Origin of the sequence: Sphingomonas glacialis, assembly GCF_006439055.1 — a bacterium.
GTDB lineage: Bacteria > Pseudomonadota > Alphaproteobacteria > Sphingomonadales > Sphingomonadaceae > Sphingomonas > Sphingomonas glacialis_A.
This window is the reverse complement of the sequence record NZ_RCZC01000012.1, coordinates 1-26,943: the sequence shown is the minus strand read 5'-3', so window position 1 is coordinate 26,943 and position 26,943 is coordinate 1. Positions and strand designations below refer to the sequence as shown.

At 67.7% G+C, this 26,943-nt stretch carries 24 protein-coding genes; 15 read left to right on the top strand and 9 right to left on the bottom strand.

From position 1 onward, the window contains the following. Positions 1-29: 29 nt before the first annotated feature. The gene (locus EAH76_RS22760; RefSeq protein WP_140852558.1) at positions 30-323 is read left to right on the top strand and encodes a PIN domain-containing protein; all 294 of its coding nucleotides are present in this window, start codon (positions 30-32) and stop codon (positions 321-323) included. Here EAH76_RS22760 and EAH76_RS22755 read toward each other — a convergent pair. From EAH76_RS22755 to EAH76_RS22745, 3 genes are all read right to left on the bottom strand, one after another. Next, on the bottom strand, positions 317-4,441 hold the full coding sequence (locus EAH76_RS22755; protein WP_140852616.1) for a translocation/assembly module TamB domain-containing protein: 4,125 nt from the start codon (positions 4,439-4,441) through the stop codon (positions 317-319). The two genes, EAH76_RS22760 and EAH76_RS22755, sit on opposite strands and share 7 nt — an antisense overlap. A 68-nt stretch (positions 4,442-4,509) precedes the next feature. Beyond that, positions 4,510-6,492, bottom strand: coding sequence for an autotransporter assembly complex protein TamA (locus EAH76_RS22750; RefSeq protein ID WP_140852557.1), 1,983 nt, complete (start codon positions 6,490-6,492; stop codon positions 4,510-4,512). A 62-nt stretch (positions 6,493-6,554) separates the two neighbouring features. Continuing rightward, positions 6,555-6,764: a hypothetical protein gene (locus EAH76_RS22745; RefSeq protein WP_140852556.1), complete on the bottom strand. Its 210-nt coding sequence runs from the start codon at positions 6,762-6,764 to the stop codon at positions 6,555-6,557. 183 nt (positions 6,765-6,947) lie between these two features. Between EAH76_RS22745 and EAH76_RS22740 the strand changes: the two genes are divergently transcribed. Then, positions 6,948-7,130, top strand: coding sequence for a hypothetical protein (locus EAH76_RS22740; protein ID WP_140852555.1), 183 nt, complete (start codon positions 6,948-6,950; stop codon positions 7,128-7,130). Here EAH76_RS22740 and EAH76_RS22735 read toward each other — a convergent pair. Continuing rightward, entirely contained in the window at positions 7,127-7,744 is a 618-nt protein-coding gene (locus EAH76_RS22735; RefSeq protein ID WP_140852554.1) for a S24 family peptidase, read from the bottom strand. The two genes, EAH76_RS22740 and EAH76_RS22735, sit on opposite strands and share 4 nt — an antisense overlap. A gap of 103 nt (positions 7,745-7,847) precedes the next feature. Between EAH76_RS22735 and EAH76_RS22730 the strand changes: the two genes are divergently transcribed. Beyond that, positions 7,848-8,030, top strand: a complete 183-nt coding sequence (locus EAH76_RS22730) for a hypothetical protein (RefSeq protein ID WP_140852553.1) — start codon at positions 7,848-7,850, stop codon at positions 8,028-8,030. Continuing rightward, positions 8,027-8,338 carry a hypothetical protein gene (locus tag EAH76_RS22725; RefSeq protein WP_140852552.1) on the top strand — a complete coding sequence of 104 codons (312 nt, stop codon included), beginning with the start codon at positions 8,027-8,029 and terminating at the stop codon, positions 8,336-8,338. Before EAH76_RS22730 ends, EAH76_RS22725 begins: the two co-directional genes overlap by 4 nt. Positions 8,339-8,360: 22 nt before the next feature. On the opposite strand, the gene EAH76_RS22720 is transcribed toward EAH76_RS22725, so the two are convergent. Continuing rightward, positions 8,361-9,197: a hypothetical protein gene (locus tag EAH76_RS22720; protein WP_140852551.1), complete on the bottom strand. Its 837-nt coding sequence runs from the start codon at positions 9,195-9,197 to the stop codon at positions 8,361-8,363. Continuing rightward, the gene (locus tag EAH76_RS22715) at positions 9,167-10,408 is read right to left on the bottom strand and encodes a TIGR04063 family PEP-CTERM/XrtA system glycosyltransferase (RefSeq protein WP_140852550.1); all 1,242 of its coding nucleotides are present in this window, start codon (positions 10,406-10,408) and stop codon (positions 9,167-9,169) included. The genes EAH76_RS22720 and EAH76_RS22715 overlap by 31 nt, the downstream gene beginning before the upstream one ends. A gap of 113 nt (positions 10,409-10,521) precedes the next feature. On the opposite strand from EAH76_RS22715, the gene EAH76_RS24230 reads away from it, so the two are divergent. The 3 genes from EAH76_RS24230 to EAH76_RS22705 are packed head-to-tail and all read left to right on the top strand — an operon-like array spanning position 10,522 to position 13,134. Further along, entirely contained in the window at positions 10,522-10,665 is a 144-nt protein-coding gene (locus tag EAH76_RS24230) for a hypothetical protein (RefSeq protein WP_170208062.1), read from the top strand. Next, the gene (locus tag EAH76_RS22710; protein WP_140852549.1) at positions 10,658-12,019 is read left to right on the top strand and encodes a putative O-glycosylation ligase, exosortase A system-associated; all 1,362 of its coding nucleotides are present in this window, start codon (positions 10,658-10,660) and stop codon (positions 12,017-12,019) included. Before EAH76_RS24230 ends, EAH76_RS22710 begins: the two co-directional genes overlap by 8 nt. Next, positions 12,019-13,134 carry an acyltransferase family protein gene (locus EAH76_RS22705; protein WP_170208061.1) on the top strand — a complete coding sequence of 372 codons (1,116 nt, stop codon included), beginning with the start codon at positions 12,019-12,021 and terminating at the stop codon, positions 13,132-13,134. The genes EAH76_RS22710 and EAH76_RS22705 overlap by 1 nt, the downstream gene beginning before the upstream one ends. Here the strand turns inward: EAH76_RS22705 and EAH76_RS22700 are convergent. Beyond that, positions 13,110-13,661 carry a type 1 glutamine amidotransferase domain-containing protein gene (locus EAH76_RS22700; protein WP_140852548.1) on the bottom strand — a complete coding sequence of 184 codons (552 nt, stop codon included), beginning with the start codon at positions 13,659-13,661 and terminating at the stop codon, positions 13,110-13,112. The two genes, EAH76_RS22705 and EAH76_RS22700, sit on opposite strands and share 25 nt — an antisense overlap. Positions 13,662-13,755: 94 nt before the next feature. Between EAH76_RS22700 and EAH76_RS22695 the strand changes: the two genes are divergently transcribed. Further along, on the top strand, positions 13,756-14,760 hold the full coding sequence (locus tag EAH76_RS22695) for a DNA topoisomerase IB (protein WP_140852547.1): 1,005 nt from the start codon (positions 13,756-13,758) through the stop codon (positions 14,758-14,760). 8 nt (positions 14,761-14,768) lie between these two features. Further along, a complete protein-coding gene (locus EAH76_RS22690) occupies positions 14,769-16,031 on the top strand; it encodes a mechanosensitive ion channel family protein (protein WP_140852546.1) in 1,263 nt (420 codons plus the stop codon). A gap of 121 nt (positions 16,032-16,152) precedes the next feature. Here the strand turns inward: EAH76_RS22690 and putA are convergent, their stop codons facing one another. Next, positions 16,153-19,179, bottom strand: coding sequence for a bifunctional proline dehydrogenase/L-glutamate gamma-semialdehyde dehydrogenase PutA (gene putA / locus EAH76_RS22685; RefSeq protein WP_140852545.1), 3,027 nt, complete (start codon positions 19,177-19,179; stop codon positions 16,153-16,155). Between the two features lie 126 nt (positions 19,180-19,305). Here putA and EAH76_RS22680 point away from each other — a divergent pair, with 126 nt between their 5' ends. From EAH76_RS22680 to EAH76_RS22665, 4 genes are all read left to right on the top strand, one after another. Continuing rightward, the gene (locus EAH76_RS22680; protein WP_165954571.1) at positions 19,306-19,740 is read left to right on the top strand and encodes a MaoC family dehydratase; all 435 of its coding nucleotides are present in this window, start codon (positions 19,306-19,308) and stop codon (positions 19,738-19,740) included. A gap of 116 nt (positions 19,741-19,856) precedes the next feature. Beyond that, the gene (locus EAH76_RS22675; protein WP_140852544.1) at positions 19,857-21,035 is read left to right on the top strand and encodes an acetyl-CoA C-acyltransferase; all 1,179 of its coding nucleotides are present in this window, start codon (positions 19,857-19,859) and stop codon (positions 21,033-21,035) included. A 164-nt stretch (positions 21,036-21,199) separates the two neighbouring features. After that, complete coding sequence (locus tag EAH76_RS22670) at positions 21,200-21,781, top strand: hypothetical protein (RefSeq protein WP_140852543.1); 582 nt, start codon at positions 21,200-21,202, stop codon at positions 21,779-21,781. Positions 21,782-21,886: 105 nt separating this feature from the next. Further along, on the top strand, positions 21,887-22,366 hold the full coding sequence (locus EAH76_RS22665; RefSeq protein ID WP_140852542.1) for a pyridoxamine 5'-phosphate oxidase family protein: 480 nt from the start codon (positions 21,887-21,889) through the stop codon (positions 22,364-22,366). A 68-nt stretch (positions 22,367-22,434) separates the two neighbouring features. Here EAH76_RS22665 and EAH76_RS22660 read toward each other — a convergent pair whose 3' ends face one another. Continuing rightward, on the bottom strand, positions 22,435-23,667 hold the full coding sequence (locus tag EAH76_RS22660) for a polyhydroxyalkanoate depolymerase (RefSeq protein ID WP_140852541.1): 1,233 nt from the start codon (positions 23,665-23,667) through the stop codon (positions 22,435-22,437). Between the two features lie 132 nt (positions 23,668-23,799). On the opposite strand from EAH76_RS22660, the gene EAH76_RS22655 reads away from it, so the two are divergent. Both EAH76_RS22655 and EAH76_RS22650 read left to right on the top strand, forming a co-directional pair. After that, positions 23,800-25,614: an ABC transporter transmembrane domain-containing protein gene (locus EAH76_RS22655; protein ID WP_194151064.1), complete on the top strand. Its 1,815-nt coding sequence runs from the start codon at positions 23,800-23,802 to the stop codon at positions 25,612-25,614. 177 nt (positions 25,615-25,791) lie between these two features. Beyond that, positions 25,792-26,943: saccharopine dehydrogenase family protein (locus EAH76_RS22650; protein WP_140852540.1), on the top strand; the 1,152-nt coding region annotated here is incomplete at its 3' end.

The window sequence follows — 26,943 nt, the reverse complement described above, 5'->3', positions numbered from 1 at the left end:
TCCGGCCCGCCGCGCTTGTCTTTGCTGTCATGGGTCGAGCTCGAGGCGGCGTCTATCGCGACCCGGGCACCGCTGCGCGACGCCGGGCCCGGCTCGACATCCTTCTGGAGGGCCTCGAAATCCTTCCGTGCGATGCCCCTGTCGTGCGGTGCTATGGCCAGATCGTTGCCACGTGCGGGTTTTCGCGACCGCGCATTCTTGATCGGCTCATCGCAGCCACCGCGATCACTCTCGGTCTCACGCTCGTCACCATCAACGGTGACGATTTCCGCGACATCCCCGGCCTCGCGCTCGAGATCTGGCCCGCCCCCGCGGCTCAATAGTCCTTCGACACGCGGACATTGGCGGTCTGGCGGCCAAGCGTCGACACTGTCGAGAGCAGCGACAGCCAGCGCGTCACCTGGAACTCGACCTGCGTCGCCGAATAGCCCGCGCCGTCGGTGACGATCTCGGCATAGAAGCGTCGCGTGATGTACTTGCCTGCGGCGACCGAGGTCTTCTGCCCGGTCGTCGGATCGGCCGAGACGATCCGCAGCCGGTCTAGCCCCGCAACACGCCGCACCGCGTTGATCGGGTCGAGCCCGCCCTTGCCGTTCTGCAGCGCGGCCACCGCCGAAGCCAATTGCAACGCCTCGGGCGCCGAGAGATTGGTGATCGACGTCCCGAACAGCAGTCGCGACAGCAGTTCGTCCTGCGGCAAGGCAGGTGTGCTCGAAAAGGTGATCTCGGGCTTGAGCGCGGGCCCCGTCACGTTGATCGACGCGGTCAGGCCGGTCGTATTGGCGTTGGCGACGATGTCGAGCGCGGGGTTGGCCGGCACCTCGCCCGCGAACAGGATCTTGCCGCGGTCGAGCCCGAAGGTCCGCCCGGCGAAATCGTAATTGCCGCGGACGAGATCGGCGCGCCCGGTGATCGCCGGATTGTCGGGCGCGCCCGCGATCTGCAGATCGGCCGACCATTCGCTGCGCAGCCCGAGCCCGGTGACGAGCACCTGATTAGGCGCGCGCGCATGGATCGCGAGCGTCCAGGGCACCGGCGGCGTCTCGTCGTCCTGCCCGCCATCGGGCAGGTTGATCTCGCGAATGTTGAGCTGCGGCAAGGCGCTGGCGGCACTCGCCTGACCGAGCCGATAGCGGCTCTTGTCGAGCCGGAGATTGCCCGAGATCGTGCCCCCCGCCCCATCCGACTGGAAGCGCAGCGGCCCGGAGACGGTGGCGCCGATATCGTCGCGGGCGATCATCACGGCGTGATCGGCCTGAACCTGGAGGTCGAGCCCGAGCCCGTTCTTCGCGGCGAAATCGAACACGCCGGTGCCGGTGACATGCCCGCCCTTCCCGGCATCGGCGGCGAAGCGATCGAGCACGAGCCGCGATCCGCCGAAGCGCCCGGTGGTCTGGACGTTGGTCAGCACGGTGCCGGTCGTCGTGCTCTCGATCTTCGCGCCCTTGGCCTGGACGACGCCCTTGATTTGCGGATTGGCCACCGTCCCGCCGGCATCGGCGCCGATCGCGACCGGTCCGGTGAGGTCGAACAGCTCGACCCCCGTCAGCCGCCAGACGGTGTCGGCGGGTCCGTCATAGCGCAGCTGCGCAAACAGGCCGGCATTTTGCACGCGCTGCGCGAGATCGTCGCCGCCCGGCAGGGTAAGCAGCATCTGCGCGCGGCCGACGGTCTTGCCGCCCGTTTCGGCGACCGCGCGTGCCGCGAGCCGGTCGCGCGAGAGCAGCCCCGAAATGCCGACATCGACCGGGCGCGACGAGACGATGAGTCCCGAGCGCGTCAGCCCGCGCACCGTCATGTCGATCTTGCCGGTGGGGGCCGCGCCACCGCCCTGCGTGTAGGACAGGCTGCCCGAGGCATTGCCGCCGAGCGCGAGGCCGGGATAGCCGATATCGAGGATCGACAGCGGCATCCGCGCGACGGTCGCGGCAAGTTCGCTCGACGCGCCGGTAAAGCGCCCGGACACCTTGGCCGCACCGCCCGAGAAGGTCAGGTCAGTCGGAGCGAGCCGCCAGCCATCGCCGTCGCGCGTCACCACCGCGGGGGTGACGAGCGTCAGCGGGCGCCGGTCGAGCGTGCCGTGCGCCGACACGACGTAGCGGTCGGGCGCGACCTGCGTCACCGACTGGATATCGAATGCGCGGCCCTGCGAGCCCGCGATCGAGGCGGTGATCGTCCCCGTGCCGTCGCGCAGCTTGGCATGGGCGGCAAAGCGCCCGATCACCAGCGACCTCCGCCGCAGCCCAGCACCCGTCAGGTTCGCATCGATCGACGTACCCGCGGGATCGAGCAGCGCGACGAGGTCGAGATGCCCGCGCCGCAGGACGAACGCGTTGGCGAGCCGCGCTGCGGTCGCGTCGAGATGCGCTTCGATCTGTTGCTTTTCCTGCACCGGGCGGAACAACAGCGTCCCCGCGAGGCCGCCACCCGCCACATCGAGCTTGCCGTCGAATCCGCCGGGGACGATCCGCAGCGGCCCCTTGGCGTGGGTGCCACTCACCGCGAGATCGGCGATTGCGATCGTCCCGTCGCCACCCTTGGGCAGCAGGATCGCGCCATTGCCGCTGAACGGCCCGAGCCGCGAGTCGCCGCGTGCGGTGAAGGCGAAGCCGGTATCGGTCGGGTCGAGATGCGCGACGACGTTCGACAGGCCCATCGTTTGGTTGGGCCGCGCGAAGACCAGATCGAGCGTCGGATGATCGATCTTGCCGTCGAGCTTGATCGTCAGCGGCCCATAGGTCGTCTGCTGGCCCGCGCCCTCGAAATGGAAAGTGCCGTCGCGGCGGCGCACGCCATTGCCGGTGATGCGAAGCTGCGGCGCGGTCAGCACTAGGTTGTTGAGGTGGAGCAAGCCGTCCGGCGTGCGCTCGAGCCCGGTGACGACCCGCGGCAGCCCGCCACCGAGCGAGCGGAAGAAGGCGTTTTCGAGCGTGATCATCTGCGCGACGCCCTGCCCGACGACGCGCGTCCCGCGCCCGCCCGGCCCCGGCACGACCTTGAGCGTCGTCTCCACGTCGACCACGCCGAGCCCCGGGATGCGATAGCGCCCGAGCCCGCCATTGATGCCGATGTCGTAGCGCCCGTCGCGCAGGTCGAGCAGCAGGTTGATCCGCCCGTTGAGCTTGTCCGAGGTCAGCTTTAGGTCGTCGCCGAGCACGAGTTGCGGGGTCACGCGCAAGACGCCGTCGATCGTCAGGTTCCGCAGGATGCCCCCCGCGACATCACCCACGCCGGTGACGCGCGCCGCGGTCGCGCGGATCGGCACGAGGACCGGCTGTTTCGAGAAATGCCCACGCCCCGCCGCGCGGAAATCCTCAAAGCCGGTATTGTCGAACGCGAAGCGCTGGGCTGTCAGGCGATAGTCGAACGCCGCGGTCGCGAAGCGGCCGTCGAGGATGGCGCGGAGTTCGATCGCGCGGCCGGTCATGTTGGGAAAGAGCGCGCTCGGCCGCGTCAGGAAGGCATGGATCCGGACGTTGCGGAACGCGCTTTGCGCCAGGTCGATCGTGCCGTCACCGGTCACGTCGAGCGAGTCCGAGCGCAGCGACAGATTGCCCTTGAGCTGGCGATCGACGAGCATCGCAGCGCCATGAACGAGCACACGCGGCACCGTCAGCCGCTGGAGCTTGCCGTGCGCCAGCGGAGCCGGGACGAGGACACCCGACACCGCATAGCTACCGGCGCGGTTGGTCAGCGCGAGATCGGCAAGCCGGGTCGTCCCGACGTCCGCCACCATGTTGCCGCGCCACGCCGCCCAGCTGCCCTTGCCGGCAAGATCGAGCGCGATCGGCTTGCCGAAGCCCGAGAGCTTGGCGAGCACACCGCGCGCAGTGCCGCGCACGCGGGCGGTCGCCTCGAGCCGGTTGCGATCGGGGGCGGCGTCGAGATGGAGGCGGATGTCGTCGCTCCCCGCCACGACCGCGGCGAGATCGATCAACGCGCGACCGCGCAGGACGTCGGCGCGCGCGCGCACCCGCGCGACGCGCTCGACCCCGGCGAGCGCCGGCGCGACGACGAGCCGGTCGACCGCGAGGCGGCCGATATGGATGTCGAAGCTCGGCAGGATCGGGCCGGGGCGTGTCGGCTTGGTCTGCGGCAATCGCGCGAGCGAGGCGGAGGCGATCCGCAGGCTCGTGATATCGAGCCGATTGTCGAGCCAGTGGAACGGCGACCAATCGAGCTCCGCGCGGGGTGCGGCAAAGAACACGCCGCGCGCATCGCGCACACGGACGTCGATCAGCGTCGCGCGGCCATAGATCGAGCCCTCGATCCGCCCGATACTGTAGCGCAGGCCGTTGGCCGGCCGGATCGCCGCGATCTGATCGGTGAGGAAGCGATGTCCGATGCTCGTATCGATCAGCCCGAGCGCCGCCAGCGAGAGCAGGAACAGCGAGGCGACGACGACGAACACGATCCGCCCCCACACCCCGTGCGGCTTGATCGTCCGCGGTGCGGGCTCGTCGGGTACCGCTTCGGGGGGCGTAGCTTCGGGAGGCAGCGTATCGTCGCTCAAAACGCCTGTCCCAGCGAGACATAGACCGCGACGCGCGGATCGCCCGGCGCAGGGTTTACCGGCGTGCCGACATCGATGCGAATCGGCCCGAAATTGGAATAATAGCGCACGCCGAGCCCCGCGCCGTAGCGGAGCGCGCCGAGGCTCGGGAGCAACCCGGTCGAGATATTGCCGCCGTCGAAGAACGGCACCACACCGAAATTACCGAACGTCTTCACGCGCGCCTCGAGCGAGAATTCGGCGAGGCTGCGCCCGCCGACCGGGTCGTTATTGGGATCGCGCGGGCCGATATCCTGATAGCCATAGCCGCGCACCGATGCGCCGCCACCGGCATAGAAGCGCCGCGACGGCGCGATCGCATCGCGCGGCGCGCCCGCGATGGTGCCGAGCCGGATCCGGCCCGCGAGGACCGTACCCTTGGCGACACTCTTGTACGTGCTCGCGTCGAATTGCAGCCGCGCATACCCGAACGCTTTGCCCTCGAGCGAGATCTCCGGCGAGAAGCGACCGCTCAGGCGGAAGCCGCGCGTCGGGTCGAGCAGGTCGTTCGACCCGTCATAGCTCAGCACGGTGGGCAGCGCGCCGATGAAATAGGTCCGCCGCCGCGGCGCGCCGGTATCGATGAGCACATCGCGCTCGTCCGAGGCGACGAGTTCGGCGCCGAGCGACCAGGTCCATTTCTTCTGGAAGAAGATGTTGGTCTGCCGCTCGAGGCTGCCCGACAGCGACACCGTGCGCGCCTGATACGCCGTGCGCTTGACGTTCGAGGCGACCGTCTGGAAGGTCAGAATCCGATCGCGCCCGTTGAAATTGTTGCGGCGGAAGGTGACGCTCGCCGATTGCTCCTGCGTGCCGAGCACCCCCGCCAGCGTCAGCGCGCCCTCGGGCGGGAAGAGGTTGCGGTTGGTCCAGCTCAAAGCGGCACGCGCGCCTTCGCCGGTGCCATAGCCGAGCTCGCCGGCGATCGTGTGCTTGGGGGCGGGTTCGAGGCCGACCGCGATATCGACCGTGCCGGGTTCCTTGCCCTCGACCGGCGTGATCTTGACGCTCGACACCAGGCTGGTCTGGACGAGCGCACGGCGCAGATCGGCGAGCGCCGAGGCGTCGAACGACTGGCCGGGGACGAAGCGCGCGATGTCCTGGACATGGTCGGCATCGAACACCTTGCTGCCCGAGGTCATCGTGATCACCCCGAAGCGCCGCGCCCCGCCGGGAACGACCGCCAGGTCGAGCGTCGCGGTATGCGCGGCACGATCGACCACGATCTGCGGATCGCCGACGATCGCGAAGGGGAAGCCGCGATCGCTGATCGTCGTGCGCAGGCTCGTCTCGGCGGCGAGCACGGCATCGACATTGACCGCGTCGCCCGGATCGAGCCCGAACGCCTTGCGCAAGGCGGGCGCCTTGTCGCCGGCGGCGTCGATCCCGGCGACCTTGACGCCGCCGAAGGTATAGAGCGTGCCCGGTTCGGCATCGAGCACTACCAGCGGCCGCGCGGCCGGCTCGACGCGCGTCGCGACCCGTGCGTCATAATAGCCTTCGCCGCGCAGCAGCGTCGTCAGCAAGGTCGCATCCTCGCGTGCGCGGCGATCCAACTGCGCGGCATTGGCGGGCTGGCCGTCATTGGCTTTCAGCGTCGAGAGTTGCGCGAAACGATCGCGCAGCAGCGAGCTCGCCACATCGTCGATCCCGTCGATGCGGTAGCTGTAGCGCGTCTCGCCGGTCATCGCGGTCGGCGTGTTGGCGGTGACGGGTTCCTGCGGCGCCTTCGACAGATCGGGCCATTCCACCCCGAGCCCGGGCAACGGCGCGAGCGGCGATTGCGGATCGAGCGGGAGCGATGTTTGCGGCACCGGATCGGCGGGCGACGCGACGGGCGCTGCCGCAGGGCGCGTTTGCGCCACCGCGCCGGAACCGACACACCAAAGAATTCCAGCGGCCGTTCGATACGCACGCCGCCGCCCCACCGATAACGACATACGCCGTCCTAGCCCGGCTGTTTGGCGAACGACAGGGGTTTAGCGCGGCGGCGCCGCCACAATCAGTGAATCGTGCCGATCGCGCGATCGAACGAGAGCAAGGCGATCAGCCGCTCGATCTGCCGCCAGCGGCAGAAATGGAGATAGTTGCCGAGATCGCGGCTGCGGTTGGCGCGCGTCGCGGCCTCCTGCCCGGCCTCCGCGCCGAACACGGCGATGAGATCGGTGGCATGCGTCACTTCGGTGCCATCGGCGAGATAGGGAAGATGCATGCACGCTCCGCTTGAAACACGACCGCAGGGACTGCGAGCGTGGTCGCGCTTCACGGTCCGTGCCAGTCCGGGAAAGGGCGCGCCCCGCCCGCCAGACGAAGGTTAATGCGCCCGCGCGCGGTGCCCCACACCTCCCGACATGGGACGCTGGCGTCCTGCCGCGGGACATGGCACAGCGGCGGCATGATCCATTCCTCTCCGCCCCGTACCCCGCTTGCCGGCGGAGCGCTGATCGCGCTCGGTGCAATCGCCGGGACGGGGATCGGCCTGTTCTCGCCGCTCGGACCGACGCGCGGCTTCCTGATCGGGCTTGGGCTCGGCGTGGCGATCTCGCTCGTCATGTGGCTGCGCGACTCGCGCCGCTAGCGTAGCGCCCGCGACAGCCAGACGACGCGACCGAGGATTTCGGCGGCCTTGGTCGTGATCGCCGGATAGGCCGGATTGTCGCTTTCGATCAGCATCCCGCCGGCCGTCCGCGACACGCGCTTTACGAGCAGGACACCGTCGAGCCGCAGCACGAAGATCGCGGGCACCGCCACGATCCGCGTATCGCGTTCATCGATCACGATCTGGTCGCCATCGGCGATCGTCGGCAGCATCGAATCGCCGCGCGCACGCAGCATCGCCGCATCCTTCGCATTCAGCCGCAGCGATTCGAGCAAAGCGGGGTCGAGCAGCATCGCACCCGCGCGCACCGCGTCGGCGGCGAGCGCGCCCGGCCCGGCCGAGGCCTCGACATCGAGCCGCCGGATCGGCGCCATGCGCGGGGCGGCCACCCCACCAAGTTCAGCCGCATCGACGCGAAAATAGGCCGCGAGCAGGGCCCGGTCGCGCTCGGCGAGATCGCGCGGCGTACCGCGCCGGACATATTGCTGGAGATAGGCATCGTTGCGGCGAAGCATCCGCGACAGCGCGGCATAGCTGACGCCGTTCGCGTCGATCAGCGCCGCCAGCCGCGTGCGGGGATCATCCCTGTCCATACGGCCGATCATAGGCATAGGATTTTTCCTAGACAAGTTGGAAAATAGAACAGATCGTGAACATGAAGCCATTGAGGCTGCAACGAATCACGAGGAGACCGGCATGTCGGTGTTGCAGAAGATCGACCGTTATCTGAAGGCGAGCGCGATGCCGCCGACCACGTTCGGGCGGCTCGCGGTGCGCGACCCGCGCCTGGTGCGCGATCTGCGCCGCGGGCGCGAGCCGGGAACGCGGATGATCCGCCGGATCGAGGCGTTCCTCGCCGATCAGCGAGTCGATCGATGAGCCGCGGCCCCGATTCCGCCACCTTGCTCCAACGCGCGCTCGAACGCAGCGCCGATGCGGCCGGGTGCGCGGCGGTGGTGTGCGTGCTCGAGACGACGCGCTGGGCGAGTGCCACCTTTGTCGGCGCGCGTCATCGGATTGCGCTGACGCTGCGCGACGATCCACCGAGCATGATCTGGCTGGCTGCGCTCGGGGAGGCCGAGCTGGCGATGCGCGGGCATCTCGTCGCCGATATCGCGACGCTCTCGGTTACCAGGCGCGATGGAGAGGCAATCGTCGCGCTCGAGACATTGACGGTCGAGACCTGAGCGCCCGCGCCCGGCGCGACGATCAGCGGTGGTCGGTCGCCAGCCGGCGTAGGCTGCTCAGACTGTCCTCGATCGTCTCGCGCGGCTGGGCTGCGCTCGGCGGCGCATCGCGGCGGCTGACGACGCGTTCGAGCCGGTCGAGCAAGGCGTGGATCGAGTCCGAAGGGTCGCCCGATCCGGTCGCCTCGCGCGGCGGGCGCGCGATCGGCGTAGGGGTGCGCCGCTCGACCGTAGGCGCGTCGATCGGGCCGAGCGGGAAGGTTTCGAAGCGCTCGCTCGGGTCATAGGTCTGGCGACGCGGCAGCGGGAGCGGCTGTTCGACGGTCGCTGCGGCGGGCGCGGTGTCGCGCAGGAAGGTCGGGTCATAGGCCGAGAGCGGCTCGTCGAGATTGACGGGCAGCGGCCGCTCGACCAGCGGCGCGACCTGGTCGGCGTCGAGATGCACCGGCCGCGCACGGACTTCGAGGAAGGGCGTGCCGAGATCGGTATTGGCAAATAGCGGGCGGCGCGCCGGCGCATCGGGATGCGCATCGGCGCGACGCAGCACAGGCGCGTCTTCACCGTTGCTCGCGCGACGGTGCAGCGCGATCGTGCGGCTGCCGAACGCCAGGAACAGCGCGAACCACGCCAGCACGCCGACCCCGCCGCCACACAGCAAGACCAGCGCGGCGCGCGCGGTATAGCCCAAAGGCGGCTCGGCGGCGGAGAGCACCGACGCGATGCCGCTATCGACCACCATCGATTCGAGCAATTCGGTCGGGATCAGCGCGAACATCGCCGCGGTCAGCACCCCGATAACGGCCGCGACGAGCGGGGCCAGCGGGAGGGTCAGGCGTTGAGGATCGGAGGAGACGGCCATGCACTCTGCTCTGCCATGCTATCGGTAAGTTTTTGGTAAACGGGCGCGTAACGCGCAACGTTAACAGCCCAGTTACGCTCCGCCTCGACAAAAATACGCCCGCGCGTCCGGCGATCTTCCCAACTGGCGCGATCGGCGAGCAGATCGGCGAGCGCGCGCGCCATCGCGTCGGGGTCGCCGGGCGCGAACAGCGTGCCGGTCTCGCCATCGCGAATCAGCTCGCGATGCCCGCCGACGTCCGACGCTGCGACGAGTCGGCGCTGCGCCATCGCCTCGAGCGGCTTGAGCGGCGTCACCAGATCGGTCAGCCGCATCTTCTTGCGTGGGTAAGCGAGCACGTCGATCACGCTGTAATAGCGCTCGACCTCGCCGTGCGGCACGCGCCCGACGAAATGGATCTGCGCCGCCACGGGCGAGGCCGCTGCCCGCGCGCGCAACGCCGCTTCCATCGGCCCGCCCCCGACGAGCACGAGATGCGCCTCGGGACGCGCGGTGACCAAGGCGGGCATCGCCGCAATCAGATCGTCGAGCCCCTCATAATCGTAGAAGCTGCCGATGAAACCGATCACCTCCTTGCCGGTGACGCCAAGCGTGGCGGCAAGCGCGGTGTCGTGCGCCAGCGGGGTGCCGAACATCGCGAGATCGACGCCATTGGGCGAGACGATCAGTTTGCCCGGATCGATCCCGCGCGCGATCAGATCGTCACGCAGCCCCTCGCAGATCACCGCCACCGCATCGGCGCGCTTGACCGCCCAGGTCTCGAGCGCGCGCGTCGCGCGATAGCGCAGCGAACCCTCGCGCCCCGTCCCGTTGCCGACCGAGGCGTCTTCCCAGAAGGCGCGGATCTCATAGACAAGTGGCAGCTTGTATTGCCCGGCGACGCGCAAGCCGGCGAGCGCATCGAGCACGGGCGAATGCGCGTGGAGGATGTCGGGCTTGAACTGTTCGACCACCTCGCCGATCCGCCGCGCGAATGCTGCAATCTCGCGCAGTTCGCCGAACGGCGCGGGCAAGCGCTTCACCGCGGCGGTGCGGAAGAAGTCGATGCCATCGACGCTCTCCTCTCCCGCTTGCGGCGATGCCTGGCGTGGCCCGGTGACCGCGGCGACCGTCCAGCCGCGCTGCATCTGGCTTTTCAGGATCGCGCGGGTGCGGAAGGTGTAGCCGCTCTGCAACGGCAGGCCGTGGTCCAGAAGATGGAGAATGCGCATGCTATCGCCCTAACGCATGAGTGCTTAACGGAGCCTCAACCCGACACCCGTAGAGCGGCCTGAACCCCGCAGCGATAGGGCGGTTACGGGTATTGCGAAAGGAGCGCGACGGCATGATCGACAATCTCGCGCTGGCGATCAGCCACGGCCTGATCGCGCTGACCGTGTGGCGGCTGCTGCGCCGACCCGATCTCGACCGCGAATCCGTGCCCGGCGAAGCGCCCGCCCGCAAGCGGAAGGGTCGTCCGGTTGCGTGATCTCGTCTTCGTCGCCTTCCTCGCCGCCTTCTTCGCGGCGGGGTTTCGCCGGCCGTTCATCTTCGTCCTCGCATATGTCTATATCGACGTCGTCGCGCCGCAGCGGCTGACCTATGTCCTGCTCAACAGCGTGCCGGTTTCGCTGATCGCGGTGGTGCTCGCGGTCGGCGGATGGCTCGTCGCAGACGACAAGACGGGAACGCGCTTCACCCCGCGGCAGGGGATGATCGTCCTGCTGATGGTCTATTGCTATTGCACCACGCTCACCGCCGATTTCCCGGCCGAGGCGCTCGATAAATGGGGGTGGGTGTGGAAGTGCCTGGCGTTCGCCGCCTTCCTGCCCTTCACGCTGCGCACCAGGCTCCGGATCGAAGCGCTGCTGCTGGTGATGGTCGCTTCGGCGGCGTCGATCATCATCGTCGGCGGGATCAAGACGATCGCCAGCGGCGGCGGCGGTTACGGCTCGCTCAACCTGATGGTGTCGAACAATTCGGGGCTGTACGAGGGATCGACGATCTCGACCGTCGCGGTCGCGATCATCCCGCTGATCCTGTGGTTCACGCGCCACGGCACGATCTTCCCGCCCGACTGGAAGGTGAAGGGCTTCTGCTATGCGCTCGTCTTTTCCTGCCTGTTGATCCCGGTCGGCACCTCGACGCGCACCGGGCTGCTGTGCATCGGCCTCGTCGCGCTGCTGATGCTGCGCGATGCCAAGCGCAAGCTGCTGTATCTGTGCCTGCTCGCCACCGCGGGCATGCTCGCGGTGCCGTTCCTGCCGTCGTCGTTCACCAACCGGATGAGTACGATCAAGACCTATAAGGGCGACGAATCCGCCTCGACGCGGCTCGCGGTGTGGGGCTGGACGTGGGAATATGCCAAGGAGCATCCGCTGGGCGGAGGCTTCGAAATGTACCGCCAGAACAAGATCCGCTACGATACCGAGCGCGTCGAGGGCAGCGCCGAGAATGCGACCGTCGATCGCCATTTGACCGTCGACCAGGCGCGCGCCTTCCATAGCGCCTATTTCGAGATGCTCGGCGAACAGGGCTTCCCCGGGCTGATCCTGTGGCTGTCGATCAGCCTGATCGGCATCTTCCGGATGGAAGTGCTGCGCCACCGCTATCGCAAGGGTGCGGCCGACACGGCGTGGGTCACCCCGCTCGCCGGCGCTTTGCAGTCAGCGCATATCGTCTATCTGCTCGGCGCGGCGTTCATCGGGATCGCGTTCCAGCCGTTCGTCTACATGCTGATCGGCGCGCAGATCGGGCTCGACACCTATCTCGCGCGCAAACGCGCCGCGCAGCCGTGGCAGCCGCGCCGCAAGCCGCGCACGATCGACCCCGTTACCGCCTGATGGCAGCGCCGTCCCCTGCCCCGCCGCGGTACGAATTGCGCGCGCTGACCGGGATGCGCGGGATCGCCGCATGGCTGGTCGTGCTGTTCCACATCCGGCTGTCGCTCGACTGGCTGCCGCCGGCGGTGATCGCGCTGTTTGCCAAAGGCTATCTCGCGGTCGATTTCTTCTTCCTGCTGTCGGGCTTCGTGATCTGGCTGAGTTGGAGCGAACGGCTGCGCGAGGGCGGGATGCGCGCGGTGCCGGGCTTCCTGTGGCGCCGGCTTGCGCGGATCTGGCCGCTCCACATCGTCATGCTCGGCGCGACGCTCGCGCTCGTCCTCGCGCTCGCGGCGACGGGGCGGCACGATGCCGGGCATTATCCCTATGCCGAACTGCCGCTGCACGTCCTGCTGATGCAGACCTGGGGGTTTACCGATCATCTCGCATGGAACGACCCAAGCTGGTCGATCAGCACCGAATGGGCGGCCTATCTGCTCTTCACGCTGGTGGCCTTCGCGCTCGACTGGCGGCGCGTGCCGAGTTGGGCGGTGGTGGCGGCGATCGTCGCCTTGCTCGCGCTGCTGCATGTCGCGATGGCGGGGGCGCCGACGCTGGGCACCGATATCTGGATCTTCGGACTGCGCCGCTGCCTGATCGAATTCGCGGTCGGCGGCGCGCTGTGTTCGCTCTGGGAACGGTGGCGCGATGCGCCGCTTGTACCCGCACTCGTGGCGATCAGCTGTGCGGTGGTGGCGTTCGTCGCAAAGCTATACGGCCAGCCCGAAACCTTGACGGTTCCCGCGGCGTTCGCCGCCGCGCTGCTCGCGCTTGCGCTGACCTCGGGGATGCGCGGCAACCCGCTCGAAATCCCGGCGCTGCACTATCTCGGTGAGATCAGCTACGCGACCTATCTCAGCCACTTCCTGCTGTTCGTGATCGTCAAGCTCGCCTTGATCGACGATGTCCACGGCATCGAACCGATCCTGATCGCGCTGTACCTCGTCCTGATGCTGGGCACGTCGGTGGCGCTCCACCACCTGGTCGAGCGCCCCGCGCAGGACTGGATGAACCGTTTCCCCGCCCGCCTGAGGCGGACGGGGAACGCGGATCAGGCCGCTTCGAGCTCGACCTGAAGCGCTTCCAGGATCGCCTTGTTGAAGGCGGGGATGTCCTCGGGCTTGCGGCTGGTGATGAACGGGCCGTCGATCACGACCTCCTCGTCGACCACATCGGCGCCGGCATTGGCGAGATCGGTGCGCACCGACGGCCAGCTCGTCATGCGACGGCCATCGACGACATCGGCCTCGACCAGCAGCCACGGCGCGTGGCAGATCGCCGCGATCAGCTTCTCGTCATCGGCGAATTCCTCGATGATCTCGATCGCGCGGTCGTTCATCCGCAGCGTGTCGGGGTTGGCGACGCCACCCGGCAGCAGCAGCGCGGTATAATCCTCGGTATCGACGTCATCGAGCAGGATGTCGGGCGTGATCGTGTCGCCCTTCTCGTCATGGTTCATCCCCTGGATCGGATCGGTCTTGTCCGAGGCGAGCGTCACCTTGACGCCGGCGTCGAGCAGCGCCTGGCGCGGCCCGAAGAGTTCGACTTGCTCGAAACCATCGGTCGCGAGAATGAGCACGTGGGCATTTGAAAGATCGGCCATGATGGGTCTCCGGCTGGGGTGTTCCGGCGGCTTAACCATCGGCAGGGCCAGCCCGTTCCGGAACGATGCGATGGCCCGTGCATTCCTAAAGGCCATGGCGAACATCTCTTACCACGACGACAGTGACCCTGGTATTACACGCAAGGCGATGAAGCACGGCTGGGGCTATTTCGCGGTCGATGGCGCGCGCATTACCGACCGCGACGAGATCGACCGGTTGAACGCGATCGGCCTGCCCCCCGCCTATCGCGACGCCTGGTACTGCCCCAGTCCCAACGGCCATATCCAGGCGGTCGGCTGGGACGAGAAGGGCCGCAAGCAGTATCGCTATCACACCGGTTTCCGCGAGACGCAGGAGGCGGCGAAATACGAGCTGTGCGCGCCGTTCGGCCATGCGCTGCCCAAGCTGCGCGCGCGCGTCGCTGCCGATCTCGCCAAGCGTGGGATCGGCAAGGATACCGCAGTGGCGGCCGTCGTGCGGCTGCTCGACCTCGGCAAGGTCCGCATCGGCAACGAAGGCTATGTGAGGGCGAACAAGAGCTTCGGCGCGACGACGCTGCGCAAGCGCCATGCCGCGCTGAAAGGCCAGGCGTTGAAGCTTCAGTTCAAGGCCAAGTCGGGCAAATTGCGCGTGCTGACGATCACCGACGGATCGCTCAGCCGCTTCGTGAAGCGCTGCCAGGATCTGCCGGGCCAGCATCTGTTCCGCTGGATCGACAGTGCTGGCGAGGCGCACCCGGTCACCTCGTCCGACGTCAACGCCTATATCCGCGAGGCGATGGGCGCCGACTTCACCGCCAAGCATTTCCGCACCTGGAGCGCGAGCGTGCTCGCCTTCGAGGCGCTCGCCGGCGCGGCGCACGACATCAGCCTCAAGACGATGTTGCTCCCGGTCAGCGAGGCGCTCGGCAACACGCCGGCGATCGCGCGCAAATCGTATGTCCATCCGGCGCTGCTCGCGCTCGCCAAGGAAGGGCAGTCCGCGTTTCGCGAAACGCTCCGCCTGCCGCGCAGCACGCAGCATCTGAGCCGCGCCGAACGCGGCTTGCTCGCCTTCCTCGAACAGGGCACGGCACCGTCTCCTGCGAAAGCCGCCTGAGTATTGTCATGACGACCAAGAATACGACCGCAATCCTGCCACCGATCCGCGTTCAGGATTTCGACGAACAACTCCGCAGTCTGATCAGCACCACCTATCGTTGGGCGGCGACGCACTGGCTTCAACTGATCATCGCCGTCGCTCTAGCCAGCGCATTGGTGGTCGCGATGCATTTCATTCGCCGGCTCGCGCGAAAATATTGTTCGCACCCGTCGCTGTCGCGCCGCTGGGGCGCGATCGTCGCGCGGGCGGTGGTGGCTACGGGCAACACCTTCATGGTGATCGCTGCGGTCAAGCTCGTCAGCGCGGCCAATTTTGCGGGCACTCCGCAAGAGGTCCGCGCGACGATCAATTTCATCTGGATCCTGACCGCGGGCTATCAGGGCGCGATCTGGGCGCGCGAGATCATCATCGGCGCAATCGAATATCGCACCGCCGACGAGCATTATTCGGGCGAGGCGATCGGCAGCGCGATGGGGATCATCCGTATCCTGGTCGGCTTTGCGGTGTTCGCGATCGCCGCGATCGTGGTGCTCGACAATCTGGGGGTCAACGTAACGGGGCTCATCGCCGGTCTCGGCGTCGGCGGTATCGCGATCGGTCTGGCGGCGCAGGGCATTTTCGCCGATCTGTTCGCGGCGCTCGCGATCATCTTCGACCGCCCGTTCCGGCGCGGCGACGCGATCAGCTATGACAAATCGTCGGGCACGGTCGAGGCGATCGGGCTCAAGTCGACGCGCATCCGCGGCGTCACCGGCGAGGAGCGGATCGTCGCGAACAAGCAGTTGCTCGAGAAGGAAATCATCAACAACACGCAGCGCGAATATCGCCGCGTGGTGTTCACGCTCGGGCTGGTGCAGTGGACGCCGATCGAGACGCTCGAGGCGCTGCCGACAATGATCAAGGCGGTGGTCGAGGGCAAGGGCATGAAGTTCGTACGCGCGGGGTTCACCACCTTCGGCGCGAGCAGCTACGATTTCGACGTGGAGTTCGATTCGCCGAGCGCGGCGTTCCAGGAATTCTACGACGCGCGGCATACCGTCGGGCTGGCGATCATCCGGTGCCTCAACGAGGCGGGGATCGGTCTGGCGTATCCGACGCAGACGAGCTTCACCGCCGCGCCGGATGGCGAGATGGTGCTGCCCTATGCGGCGCTCGATGCGCCCCCGGTGGCAGAGAAGGCCGAGCCAACGCCTGTTCCCTCCCACCGCCAAGGTACCGGCGCCACACCGAGCGATTCAGCCGTCGACGGGGACTCGGGGCACAACTAACCCACCGTCACCCCGGCCTTGTGCCGGGGTCCACCGGGATACGCGTCCTACCGTCGCAGCACAGGCGGCACGGTGGACCCCGGCACTGGGCCGGGGTGACGAAGGGGCTTAGCGGCCCCGCTCAGATCCCGCCTTCGTCGAGGCTCAGCAACGTCGCATTGCCGCCCGCGCTGGTCGTGTCGACCGACACCGCCCGCTCGACCACGAAGCGATGCAGATAATGCGGCCCGCCCGCTTTCGGCCCGGTGCCGGAAAGCCCCTCCCCGCCGAACGGCTGCGAGCCGACCACCGCGCCGATCATCGAGCGGTTGACGTAGAGGTTGCCGACCTGCGCCAGCGCCTCGGTCTCGTCCGCTGCGCGCGCGATGCGGCTGTGGAGGCCCATCGTCAGGCCATAGCCCTTGGCGTTGACCGCCGCGATCGTCTCGGCGAGTTTGCCCGCGGGCCAGGTCGCGACGTGTAGGATCGGGCCAAACCATTCCTGCGTCAGATCCTCGATCCGGTCGAGCTGCACCAACGTCGGCGGCACGAACAGCCCGTCGGCGGGCGCGTCGAGCGTCTTCACCACGCCGGCGCGCGCGCGATAGGCCATGAGTTTGTCATAGGCAGCCTGGTCGATCACCGGGCCGACATCGGTCGCGGGATCGGCGGGGTCGCCGAGCCGTAGCGTCTCCATCGCTCCTTTCAGCATCTCGATCGTCGTGCCGGCGATCTCCTCCTGCAGCAGCAAGAGGCGGAGCGCCGAGCAGCGCTGTCCGGCCGAGCGGAACGCCGAAGTCACCACGTCTGCCACGACCTGTTCGGGGAGCGCGGTCGAATCGACGATCATCGCGTTGATCCCGCCGGTCTCGGCGATCAGCGGGACGATCGGACGGGTGTCGTCCTCGAGCAGCGATCGCGCGATCTTCCGGGCGGTGGCGGTGGAGCCCGTAAAGGCGACGCCCATCACGCGCGGGTCGGCTGTCAGCGCCGCACCGACTTCGGGGCCGCCGGGGAGCAGGATCAACGCATCCTTCGGCACGCCGGCTTCATGCGCCAGCTCGACCGCGCGCGCGGCGATGCGCGGCGTCTGCGGCGCGGGCTTGGCGACGACGCTGTTTCCCGCAACGAGCGCGGCGACGGTCTGGCCGAGGAAGATCGCGAGCGGGAAGTTCCACGGCGCGATCGTCGCCCACACGCCGCGCCCGTCGAAGCGCAGCACGTTGCGCTCGCCGGTCGGCCCGGGGAGTTCGACCGGCTGCAACCCGTCGCGCGCCTGCTGCGCGTAGTAGCGGCAGAAATCGACCGCCTCGCGCACTTCGCCGAGCGCGTCGGGGATGGTTTTGAAGGCTTCCTGGACGCAGATCGCCATGAGGTCGTCGCGGTGCTGTTCGAGCAGGTCGGCGAGGCGGTCGAGGCACGCGGCGCGCTGGGTTACGGGCGTGGCGGACCAGGCGGGGAACGCAGCGTGGGCGCGCGCAACCGCATCTCCCCTTCCTCTTGCGGGAGGGGTTGGGGGAGGGAGGTGCGCAACGGTCGAAGTCGCGCTTGAGGCACGCCCCTCCCCTAGCCCCTCCCGCAGGCGGGAGGGGGATTCGACCGCCGCCACCGTTTCGCGCAACACCACCCGGTCCGCGAGATCGAGGCCGGCGCTGTTGCGCCGCCCGGCACCGAACAGATCGACCGGCAATGGAATGCTCGGATGCCGCGCCCCACCGACCGCGGCGATCTTCGCCACCGGGTCCGCAAGGATCTCAGCCTCGGTCAGGCGCTCGTCCGCCAACTGATGCACGAACGACGAATTCGCCCCATTCTCGAGCAACCGGCGCACCAGATACGCCAGCAAATCGCGATGCCCGCCAACCGGCGCATAGACCCGGCAATGATAGCCATTCTCGCGCACCAGCCGCTCGTACAGCCCGTCGCCCATGCCGTGCAGCCGCTGGAACTCGAAGTCGCGGCTGTTGCCGGCCCATTCCATGATCGTCGCCACCGTCAGCGCATTGTGGCTGGCGAACGCCGGCCGGATGTTCGGCGCATCGAGCATGTCGCGCGCCACCGCGAGATACGACACGTCGGTCGCCGCCTTGCGCGTGAACAGCGGATACTCCGCCAGCCCCTCGACCTGCGTCCGCTTGATCTCGCTGTCCCAATAGGCGCCCTTGACCAGCCGCACGTTCATGATGCGATCGAGCGCGCCCGCCCACGCGACGACCGGCCGCGCGCGCTTGCCGTACGCCTGCACCGCCATGCCGAACCCGTCCCAGCCCTTGAGGCTCGGCAGCGCGGCGACGGTGCCGATGATATCGAGGCTCATCTCGAGCCGCTCGCTCTCCTCGGCATCGACCGTCAACGCGATCCCTTTGCTGGCGGCCTGAACGGCGAGCGCCTCCAGCATCTCAGTCAGCGCGGGCACGCACTCGTCCCAGCGCGACACTTCGTAGCGCGGGTGGAGCGCCGACAGCTTGACCGAGATCGAATGCCCCGCCGCGGGGTCACGCCCGACCGCGTCGACCGCATCGGTATAGGCGCGGAAATAGCGCTGCGCGTCGTCGTGCGTCCGCGCCGCCTCGCCGAGCATGTCGAAGCTCGCGGTGAAGCCCTTGTTCTCGGGCTTGCGCATCCGCTTCATCGCTTCGTCGATCGTGCGGCCCATCACGAAGATCTCGCCCATCATCCGCATCGCCGCGCCGACCGCCTGGCGTACGAACGGCTCGCCCGCGCGGCTGATCAGGCGACGCAGCGAACTTTGCGTCTGACCATCACCGACGAGGGCACGGCCAACGACCAGCCCCCAGGTCGCCGAATTGACGAGCGTCGAGTTCGACTTGCCCGTGTGCGCGCGCCAATCGGCATCACCGAGCTTGTCGGCGATCAGCAGATCAGCGGTCTCGGGATCGGGCACGCGCAGGAACGCCTCGGCGAGCGACAGCAACGCGACGCCCTCGGACGAATTGAGCCGATATTCCTGCAGAAACTGGTTCACCCACCCCTTTCCCTGCGCCGCACGCAGGTCGGCGAGCAGCCCGAGCGCATGGCCCATCACCCGCTCACGCGACTCGGGCGTGAGCGCCGCACGGTCCAATAGCGGCTTTAGAACATCGGGTTCGCTCGCCCGGTGCAAAGCGCCCATGGATTTGCGGGCGGTGGACGCTACGTCAAAGGTCATGTTCCGGTTTCCGGTCAGGGTGAGACTTGCGCGGGGCTTGCGTGAGTGCCATTTGCCTGCGCGGCGTCGCCTATGCGACGAATTTGCTTTCAGGGGAATGCCGTGACGACCGTTACAGCTCAGGAAATGACCGGCCGGATCGGCACCGAACAGGTGTCCGACTGGGTCGAGGTCAGCCAGGAGATGATCGACAAGTTCGCCGACGCGACGGGCGATCATCAGTTCATCCACGTCAATCCGGCAATGGCCGCGATGACCCCGTTCGGCGGGACGATCGCGCACGGCTTCCTCACGCTGTCGCTGATGCCGCTGCTGTCGTCGAAGATCATCGATCCGGTGACGATCGAGGGCGTGAAGATGGGGATCAATTACGGCGGCAACAAAGTCCGCTTCCTCCAGCCGGTCCGCTCGGGCAAGCGCGTGCGCGGCCGTTTCAAGCTGCTGAGCTTCGACGAGAAGCGTCCGGGTCAGTGGCAGCAGACCAACGAATTCACCGTCGAGATCGAGGGCGAGGAAAAGCCCGCGATGATCGCCGAATGGATGTCGCAGATTTTCGTTTGATCCTTGGCGTCGCCCCGGCGGAGGCCGGGGCCGCTGCGTTGTAGCCCGCAACGCGAGCAGCGCTTCCTACCGAGCGTCCCCGGCCTCCGCCGGGGCGACGTTATAAAGGAAATCCCATGCGTTCCGCCGTCATCGTCTCCACCGCCCGCACCCCGATCGGCCGCGCTTACCGCGGCGCGTTCAACAACACCCCCGCCCCGACGCTCGCGGCGCATTCGATCCGCGCGGCGGTCGAGCGCGCTGGCATCGACGGCGGCATGGTCGACGACGTGGTTTTCGGCTGCGCGCTGCAGCAGGGCCATCAGGCCGGCAACATCGCGCGCACCTCGCTGCTGCGCGCCGGCCTCCCCGTCACCGTCCCCGGCATGTCGGTCGACCGCCAGTGCGCCTCGGGCCTGATGGCGATCGCCACCGCCGCCAAGCAGATCATCACCGACCAGATGGACATCACCATCGGTGGCGGCGTCGAGAGCATCTCGCTCGTCCAGACCCCGCAGATGCGCGTCGCCGCCGATCCCGAGCTGATCGCGATGCACAAGGACGTCTACATGCCGATGCTCGGCACCGCCGAGACCGTCGCCAAGCGCTACAACATCAGCCGCGAAGTGTGCGACGAATATGCGCTCGAATCGCAGCGCCGCACCGCCGCCGCGCAGGCCGCCGGCTATCTCGACGCCGAGATCGTGGCGACGACCGCGACGATGGCGATCACCAACAAGGAAACCAAGGAAGTCACCTACAAGGAGGTGACGCTGTCGAAGGACGAGGGCAACCGTCCCGAGACGACGCTCGAGGGCCTCCAGGCGCTCCAGCCGGTGATGGGCCCGGGCATGAACGTGACCGCGGGCAACGCCTCGCAGCTGTCGGACGGCTCGTCGGCGTCGGTGCTGATGGAAGAGAAGCTCGCCGAGAAGCGCGGCCTCCAGCCGCTCGGCCGCTATGTCGGCATGGCGGTTGCCGGCACCGAGCCCGACGAGATGGGCATCGGCCCGGTCTTCGCGATCCCCAAGCTGCTCGAGCGCTTCAACCTGAAGATGGACGATATCGGCCTGTGGGAGCTGAACGAAGCGTTCGCCGTGCAGGTGCTCTATTGCCGTGACAAGCTCGGCATCCCGAACGAACTGCTCAACGTCTCGGGCGGCGCGATCTCGATCGGCCATCCGTACGGCATGACCGGAGCCCGCGCGACCGGCCACGCGCTGATCGAAGGCAAGCGTCGCGGCGCGAAATATGTCGTCGTGACGATGTGCATCGGCGGCGGTCAGGGTGCAGCTGGGCTGTTCGAGGTCCTCTAAGCCGCATTGCTACCGGAGGCGCTGCGCCTCCGCTTCGAGCCCCGGTCGCTACGGCGTACCGGGGCTCGTTTCGTTTCGGGCCGGCGCGCGCTGAGGCTCCAAAAAATATCGCTAAAGCTTTGCGCCCCGCTGCCGTTGTTCCCAAGGAAAAGGGAGTCGCGCGCATGAGCATTGGTGGCATAAGTTCGATCAGTCCGCTGCTCTCGCAGCTGCAGGCGCAAGGGCTGTCGAAGGACAAGTCCCAGCTCGTCGCCGACGACGTGGCAGCCGCCACCTCGCAAAGTGCCGCGGGCGGCAGCGCCGGCGCCGCCAAGATCACCCCCGAGGTGCGCGCCGCGATCGACACCAAGATTTCCGCCGATGTGCTCTCGGGCAAGCTGTCCAAGTCGGATGCCACCGCCGTCAAGGCGGTGCTCGACAAGGCCGAAGGCGAAGCCGCCCCGGCCGCCTCGGGCGCGACCGATGACGCCGCCGCTGCGGAAGAGGCCAGCGGCGCGAAAGCGGGCGGCGGTGCCGGTGGCGAGTCGAAAAAGACCGAATTGTCCGAGTCGATCGTGGTTGCCGGATCGACCAAGACAACGACGATCACCTATACCGACAACACCACCGAGACGACGACCAAGACGGCCAGCCAATCCGACATCGTGCGCTACAGCAAGCCCAGCCCCGACGCCGCCCAATCGGAAGCGGCGAAGGAGTACAGCCCCGCGATCGAGCCCGGCCTGATCGTCGATCAGCTCGCCTGATCGGCGTCAGGATCGAGCGGCGCCGCCACGATCATCGTCGCGCCGCCGCAACCAACCGCTCTCATCGTCGTTTCTCTCCCGAACCATCCTTCAGGAGAGACCGACATGGCCGACACGCACGAAATCACCCAGACGCTCTGGAAGAAGATGGCCGACAGCCCGTTCCTGATGGTCGGTCTGGCCGACGGATCGTCGCACAGCGAGCCGCTCACCGCGCAGCTCGACAAGGACCTGGTCGACACGCTGTTCTTCTTCGTCGGCAAGGACAACCGGCTGATCGGTGGCGGGAAGGTGATGGCGCAGTTCGTGTCCAAGGGTCACGATTTCTTCGCCTGCATCGCGGGCACGATCGCGCAGGACAATGACCGCGCGATGATCGACAAGCTGTGGAACAAGCAGGTCGAGGCCTGGTTTCCCGAGGGCAAGGAAGACCCCAACCTCGCACTGCTGCGCCTGAAGATCGACAATGCCGAGCTGTGGGAAACCGACATCTCGCTGTCGGGTCGCCTCAAGATGCTGGTCGGCGGTACGATCACGGCCGACGAGAATGGCAGCCACGCCGTGGTCGACACGACCGCTGCCTGAGAAAACAGTTCGGCCCTGCCTTCACCGAAGACAGGGCCGAACGAATATCTGCGATGGAGCGCGCGGCGTCAGCCGTGCGCTTTCATCCATTCCTCGACCACCGGCGCGACCTTGTTGCGCCACTTCGAGCCGTTGAAGATGCCGTAATGTCCGGCGCCCTCGGCCATGTAATAGCGCTTCTTGTCGTCAGGCAGGCTGGTCGCGATCGTCAGCGCCGCCTTGGTCTGGCCGAGCCCTGAAATATCGTCCTTCTCGCCCTCGATCGCCAGGATCGCGATGTCGGTGATCGCGGCCGGATCGACCACGCGCCCGCGGTGCGTCATCGTGCCCTTGGGCAGCGAATGGTCCTGGAACACGACGTCGATCGTCTGCAGGTAGAATTCGGCGGTCATGTCGCAGACCGAGCGATATTCCTCGTAGAAAGCCTTGGTCGAGTCGGCCTGGAGATCCTCGCCCTCGACGAGATGTTTGAACAGCTCGTAATGCGACATCATGTGGTTGCCGAGGTTCATCGACATGAAGCCGGCAAGCTGCAGGAAGCCCGGATAGACGCGGCGCCCGGCGCCGGGGAAGTTGCCGGGGATCGTCGCGATGACGTTCTGGCTGAACCAGCTGTGCGGCCGCTCGGTCGCCAGCGTGTTGACCGCGGTCGGCGCCTCGCGCGTATCGACCGGCCCGCCCATCATCGTCAGCGTCTTGGGGCGGCACGGATTCTTGTCGGCGCTCATCACGCAGGCCGCGGCATAGCACGGCACCGACGGCTGGCAGACGGCGAGCATATGCGTGCCCCCCTGCCCCTCGTTCGGGCCGATCGCCTCGAGAAATTCGATCAGATAATCGACGTAATCGTCGAGGTCGAACTTGCCGTCGCTCAGCGGCACGAGCTTCGCATCGCGCCAATCGGTGATGTAGACGTCGGCGACGGGCAGCATCCGCTCGACCGTGCCACGCAGCAGCGTCGCATAGTGTCCCGACATCGGCGCGACGATCAGCAGCTTGGGGCCACCCTCGACGCCGACGCGGCGGAAGCGCTTGAGTTGCCCGAAGGATTTACGCAGTACCACGTCTTCGACAATCGCCACCTCGGCGCCATCGATCGTGGTGCTGTCTAGCCCGAACGCAGGCTTGCCGCGCGGTGCGGAAGCATGCGCGAACACCTCGAGCGCGGAGCCGAGGACGGCGCCACCGCCGAAATAGGCGAAGGGGTTAGCCGGATTGCTCAGCAGTCCGGCACTGAAATCGGCAATGGCGCTGGCGCCCGCCAGCATCGACTTCTGCATTTCGTAAGCGTTGTACAGCATACCGTACTTTCTAGCAGACAAAGATGAACGTAAAGATAGAACCTATGCTGCATTGCAGTAAACAGCAATGCCGGTATTGCCGCATTCGTCTAGTGGATTGAGGCCTAGACGGCCGCCTGCTACGCACCCCGCATGGTCGAAACACAACCCGCCGCCGTCGCAATCGATCCCCCAGCATCGCTGCCGCAACCAAGTGGGCGCAAGCTGGCGAGTCTGGTGATGGTGTGGCGCTATACGACGCGCTATCCGCTGCAGCTCGCGATCGCGCTGATCGCCTTGCTCGTCACCTCGACGACGACGCTGGCGACCTCGTGGAGCATCAAGTCGGTGATCGACCGCGGCTTCACCCACGGTGCCGGCGACATCGCGCATATCAACGAGGTGTTCTACGATCTGCTCGGCCTCGTCGTGGTCCTGGCGATCGCGACCGCGATCCGCTTCTATTTCGTGTCGTGGCTCGGCGAACGCACCGTCGCCGACATCCGCATCGCGGTGCAGGCCAATTTGCTGCGCCTCGCGCCGCGCTGGTTCGAGGAAAACCGCCCGTCCGAGGTCGCCTCGCGGCTGACTTCGGATACCGCGCTGATCGAAAACGCGGTCGGGACGACGGTGTCGGTCGCCTTGCGCAACGGGCTGACCGGGATTGGCGGGGTCATCCTGCTGTTCGTCTTCGCGCCGAAAATGGCGCTGTCGATCGTGATCGGCGTGCCGCTGATCATCCTGCCGATCATGCTGCTCAGCCGCCGCGTGCGCAGCCAGTCGCGCGCGAGCCAGGATCGCATCGCCGATATCGGCGCGATGGCGGTCGAGACCTTCAGCGCGATGAAGATTGTCCAGGCGTTCGGCCAGGAAGCGCGCGAGGAAGCGCGCTTTACCGATGCGGTCGATCGCAGCCTCGCCGCCGCCAAGCGCCGGATCGCGACGCGTGCGATCATGACCGCGCTGGTGATGGGGCTGCTCTTCGGTGCGGTGACGCTGCTGATGTGGTCGACCGTCGGCGACGTCGCTGCCGGGCGGCTGTCGGCGGGGTCGCTCGCGGGCTTCCTCGTCACCGCGACGTTGGTGACGGGATCGTTCGGGTCGCTGACCGAAGTTTACGGCGACCTGCTGCGCGCCTCGGGTGCGGCCGAGCGGCTGTCCGAACTGCTCGCCGAAGTCCCCGAGATCCGCGCACCGGCACGCCCGGTCACGCTCCCGGTGCCGCCGCGCGGGACGCTCGAATTCGATCATGTCGAATTCCGCTATCCGAGCCGTCGCGACGTCGCCGCACTCGAGGATTTCACGCTGTCGGTGAGCCCCGGCGAGACCGTTGCGATCGTCGGACCATCGGGCGCGGGCAAGACGACGCTGTTCCAGCTGATCCAGCGCTTCTACGATCCCGAAGCGGGCAGCGTGCGGATCGACGGCGTCGATCTCCGCACCGCCGACCCGGCGGAAGTCCGCGCGCGGATCGCGATGGTGCCGCAGGAGACGGTGATCTTCGGCGCGTCGGCGCGCGACAATCTGCGCTACGGCCGCTGGGACGCGCAGGACGATGCGCTCTGGGCCGCCGCCGAGGCCGCCAATGCCGCCGAATTCCTCCACAAGCTGCCCGACGGGCTCGACACTTTCCTCGGCGAAGGCGGCGCGCGGCTGTCGGGTGGCCAGCGCCAGCGGCTCGCGATCGCCCGCGCGCTGCTGCGCGACGCGCCGATCCTGCTGCTCGACGAGGCGACCAGCGCGCTCGATGCCGAGAGCGAGCGGCTGGTGCAGGAAGCGCTCGAGCGGCTGATGGCGGAGCGGACGACGCTCGTCATCGCGCACCGGCTGGCGACGGTGCGCGCGGCGCAGCGGATCATCGTGATGCGCGACGGCCGGATCGTCGAACAGGGCAGCCACGCCTCGCTGATCGGCGAGAGCGGCCTGTATGCGCGCCTCGCAAGCCTGCAATTCAGCGAAGCGGCGTAAGCATCTTCCCCCCTCCCGCTTGCCAGAGGGCGCCGTCTGACTCCCGTCCCGCTTGCGGGAGGGCGCCTTCTACCCCCCTCCCGCTTGCGGGAGGGGCTGGGGGAGGGCATGATCGAGCCTACCGCGCGGACGGACGGGCCCTCCCCCGACCCCTCCCGCAAGCGGGAGGGGAGAACAATGCGCGATTTCGACATCATCGTATACGGCGCCACCGGCTTCACCGGCCGCCTCGTCGCCGAATATCTCACGCAGATCGGCGCGCGGCGCTGGGCGATGGCGGGCCGGTCGCTGTCGAAGCTACAGGAGGTGCGCGATCTGATCGGCGCCCCGGCCGACACCCCGCTGCTCACCGCCATGTCGGACGATCCCGCCAGCCTGCGCGCGCTGTGCGAGCGCACCAAGGTCGTGCTCACCACGGTCGGCCCGTACCAGCTCTATGGCAACGACCTCGTCGCCGCCTCCGCCGAGACCGGCACCGCTTATGTCGATCTGTGCGGCGAGCCCGCCTGGATGCGCCAGATGATCGACGCGCATCACGAGACCGCCAAGCGCACCGGCGCGCGCATCGTCTTTTCGTGCGGGTTCGATTCGATCCCGTTCGACCTCGGCGTGCTGGCCTTGCAGGACGCCGCCAAGGCCAAGTTCGGTCACCCCATGCCGCGCGTGAAGGGCCGGGTGCGGAAGATGCAGGGCGGCGCATCGGGCGGCACCGTCGCCAGCCTCAAGGCGACGCTCGCCGCCGCGGCCAAGCATCCCTCGATCCTCGGCCTGCTGGTCAACCCGTTCGCGCTCACCCCCGGTTTCGAGGGACCGGCGCAGCCCAAGGGCCTGCTCCCCGAATATGACCGCTCGATCGAGGCATGGGTCGCGCCGTTCATCATGGCGCCGATCAACACCAAGAACGTCCACCGCACCAACTTCCTGCTCGGCGAAAGCTATGGCGCCGACTTCGTCTATGACGAGATGATGGTCGCGCCGGGCCTCGGCGAGATGGGCAAGGCCGCCGCCGAGGCGATCGCGCGGATGAACCCGCTCACCAGCGACAAGGGCCCCAAGCCCGGCGAAGGCCCCTCGCCCGAGGAACGCGATGCGGGCTTCTACGACCTGCTGTTCATCGGCGAGGGCGCCAATGACGAGCGGATCGACTGCGTCGTCACCGGCGACAAGGATCCGGGCTATGGCTCGACCAGCAAGATGATCGCCGAGACGGCGCTGTGCCTGGTCGAGGATGTCGCGGGCGAAGGGGGGATCTGGACGCCCGGCGCGCTGATGGGGCAAGTGCTGGCCGACCGGCTGCAGGCGAAGGCGGGGCTGACGTTCCAGGCGGGG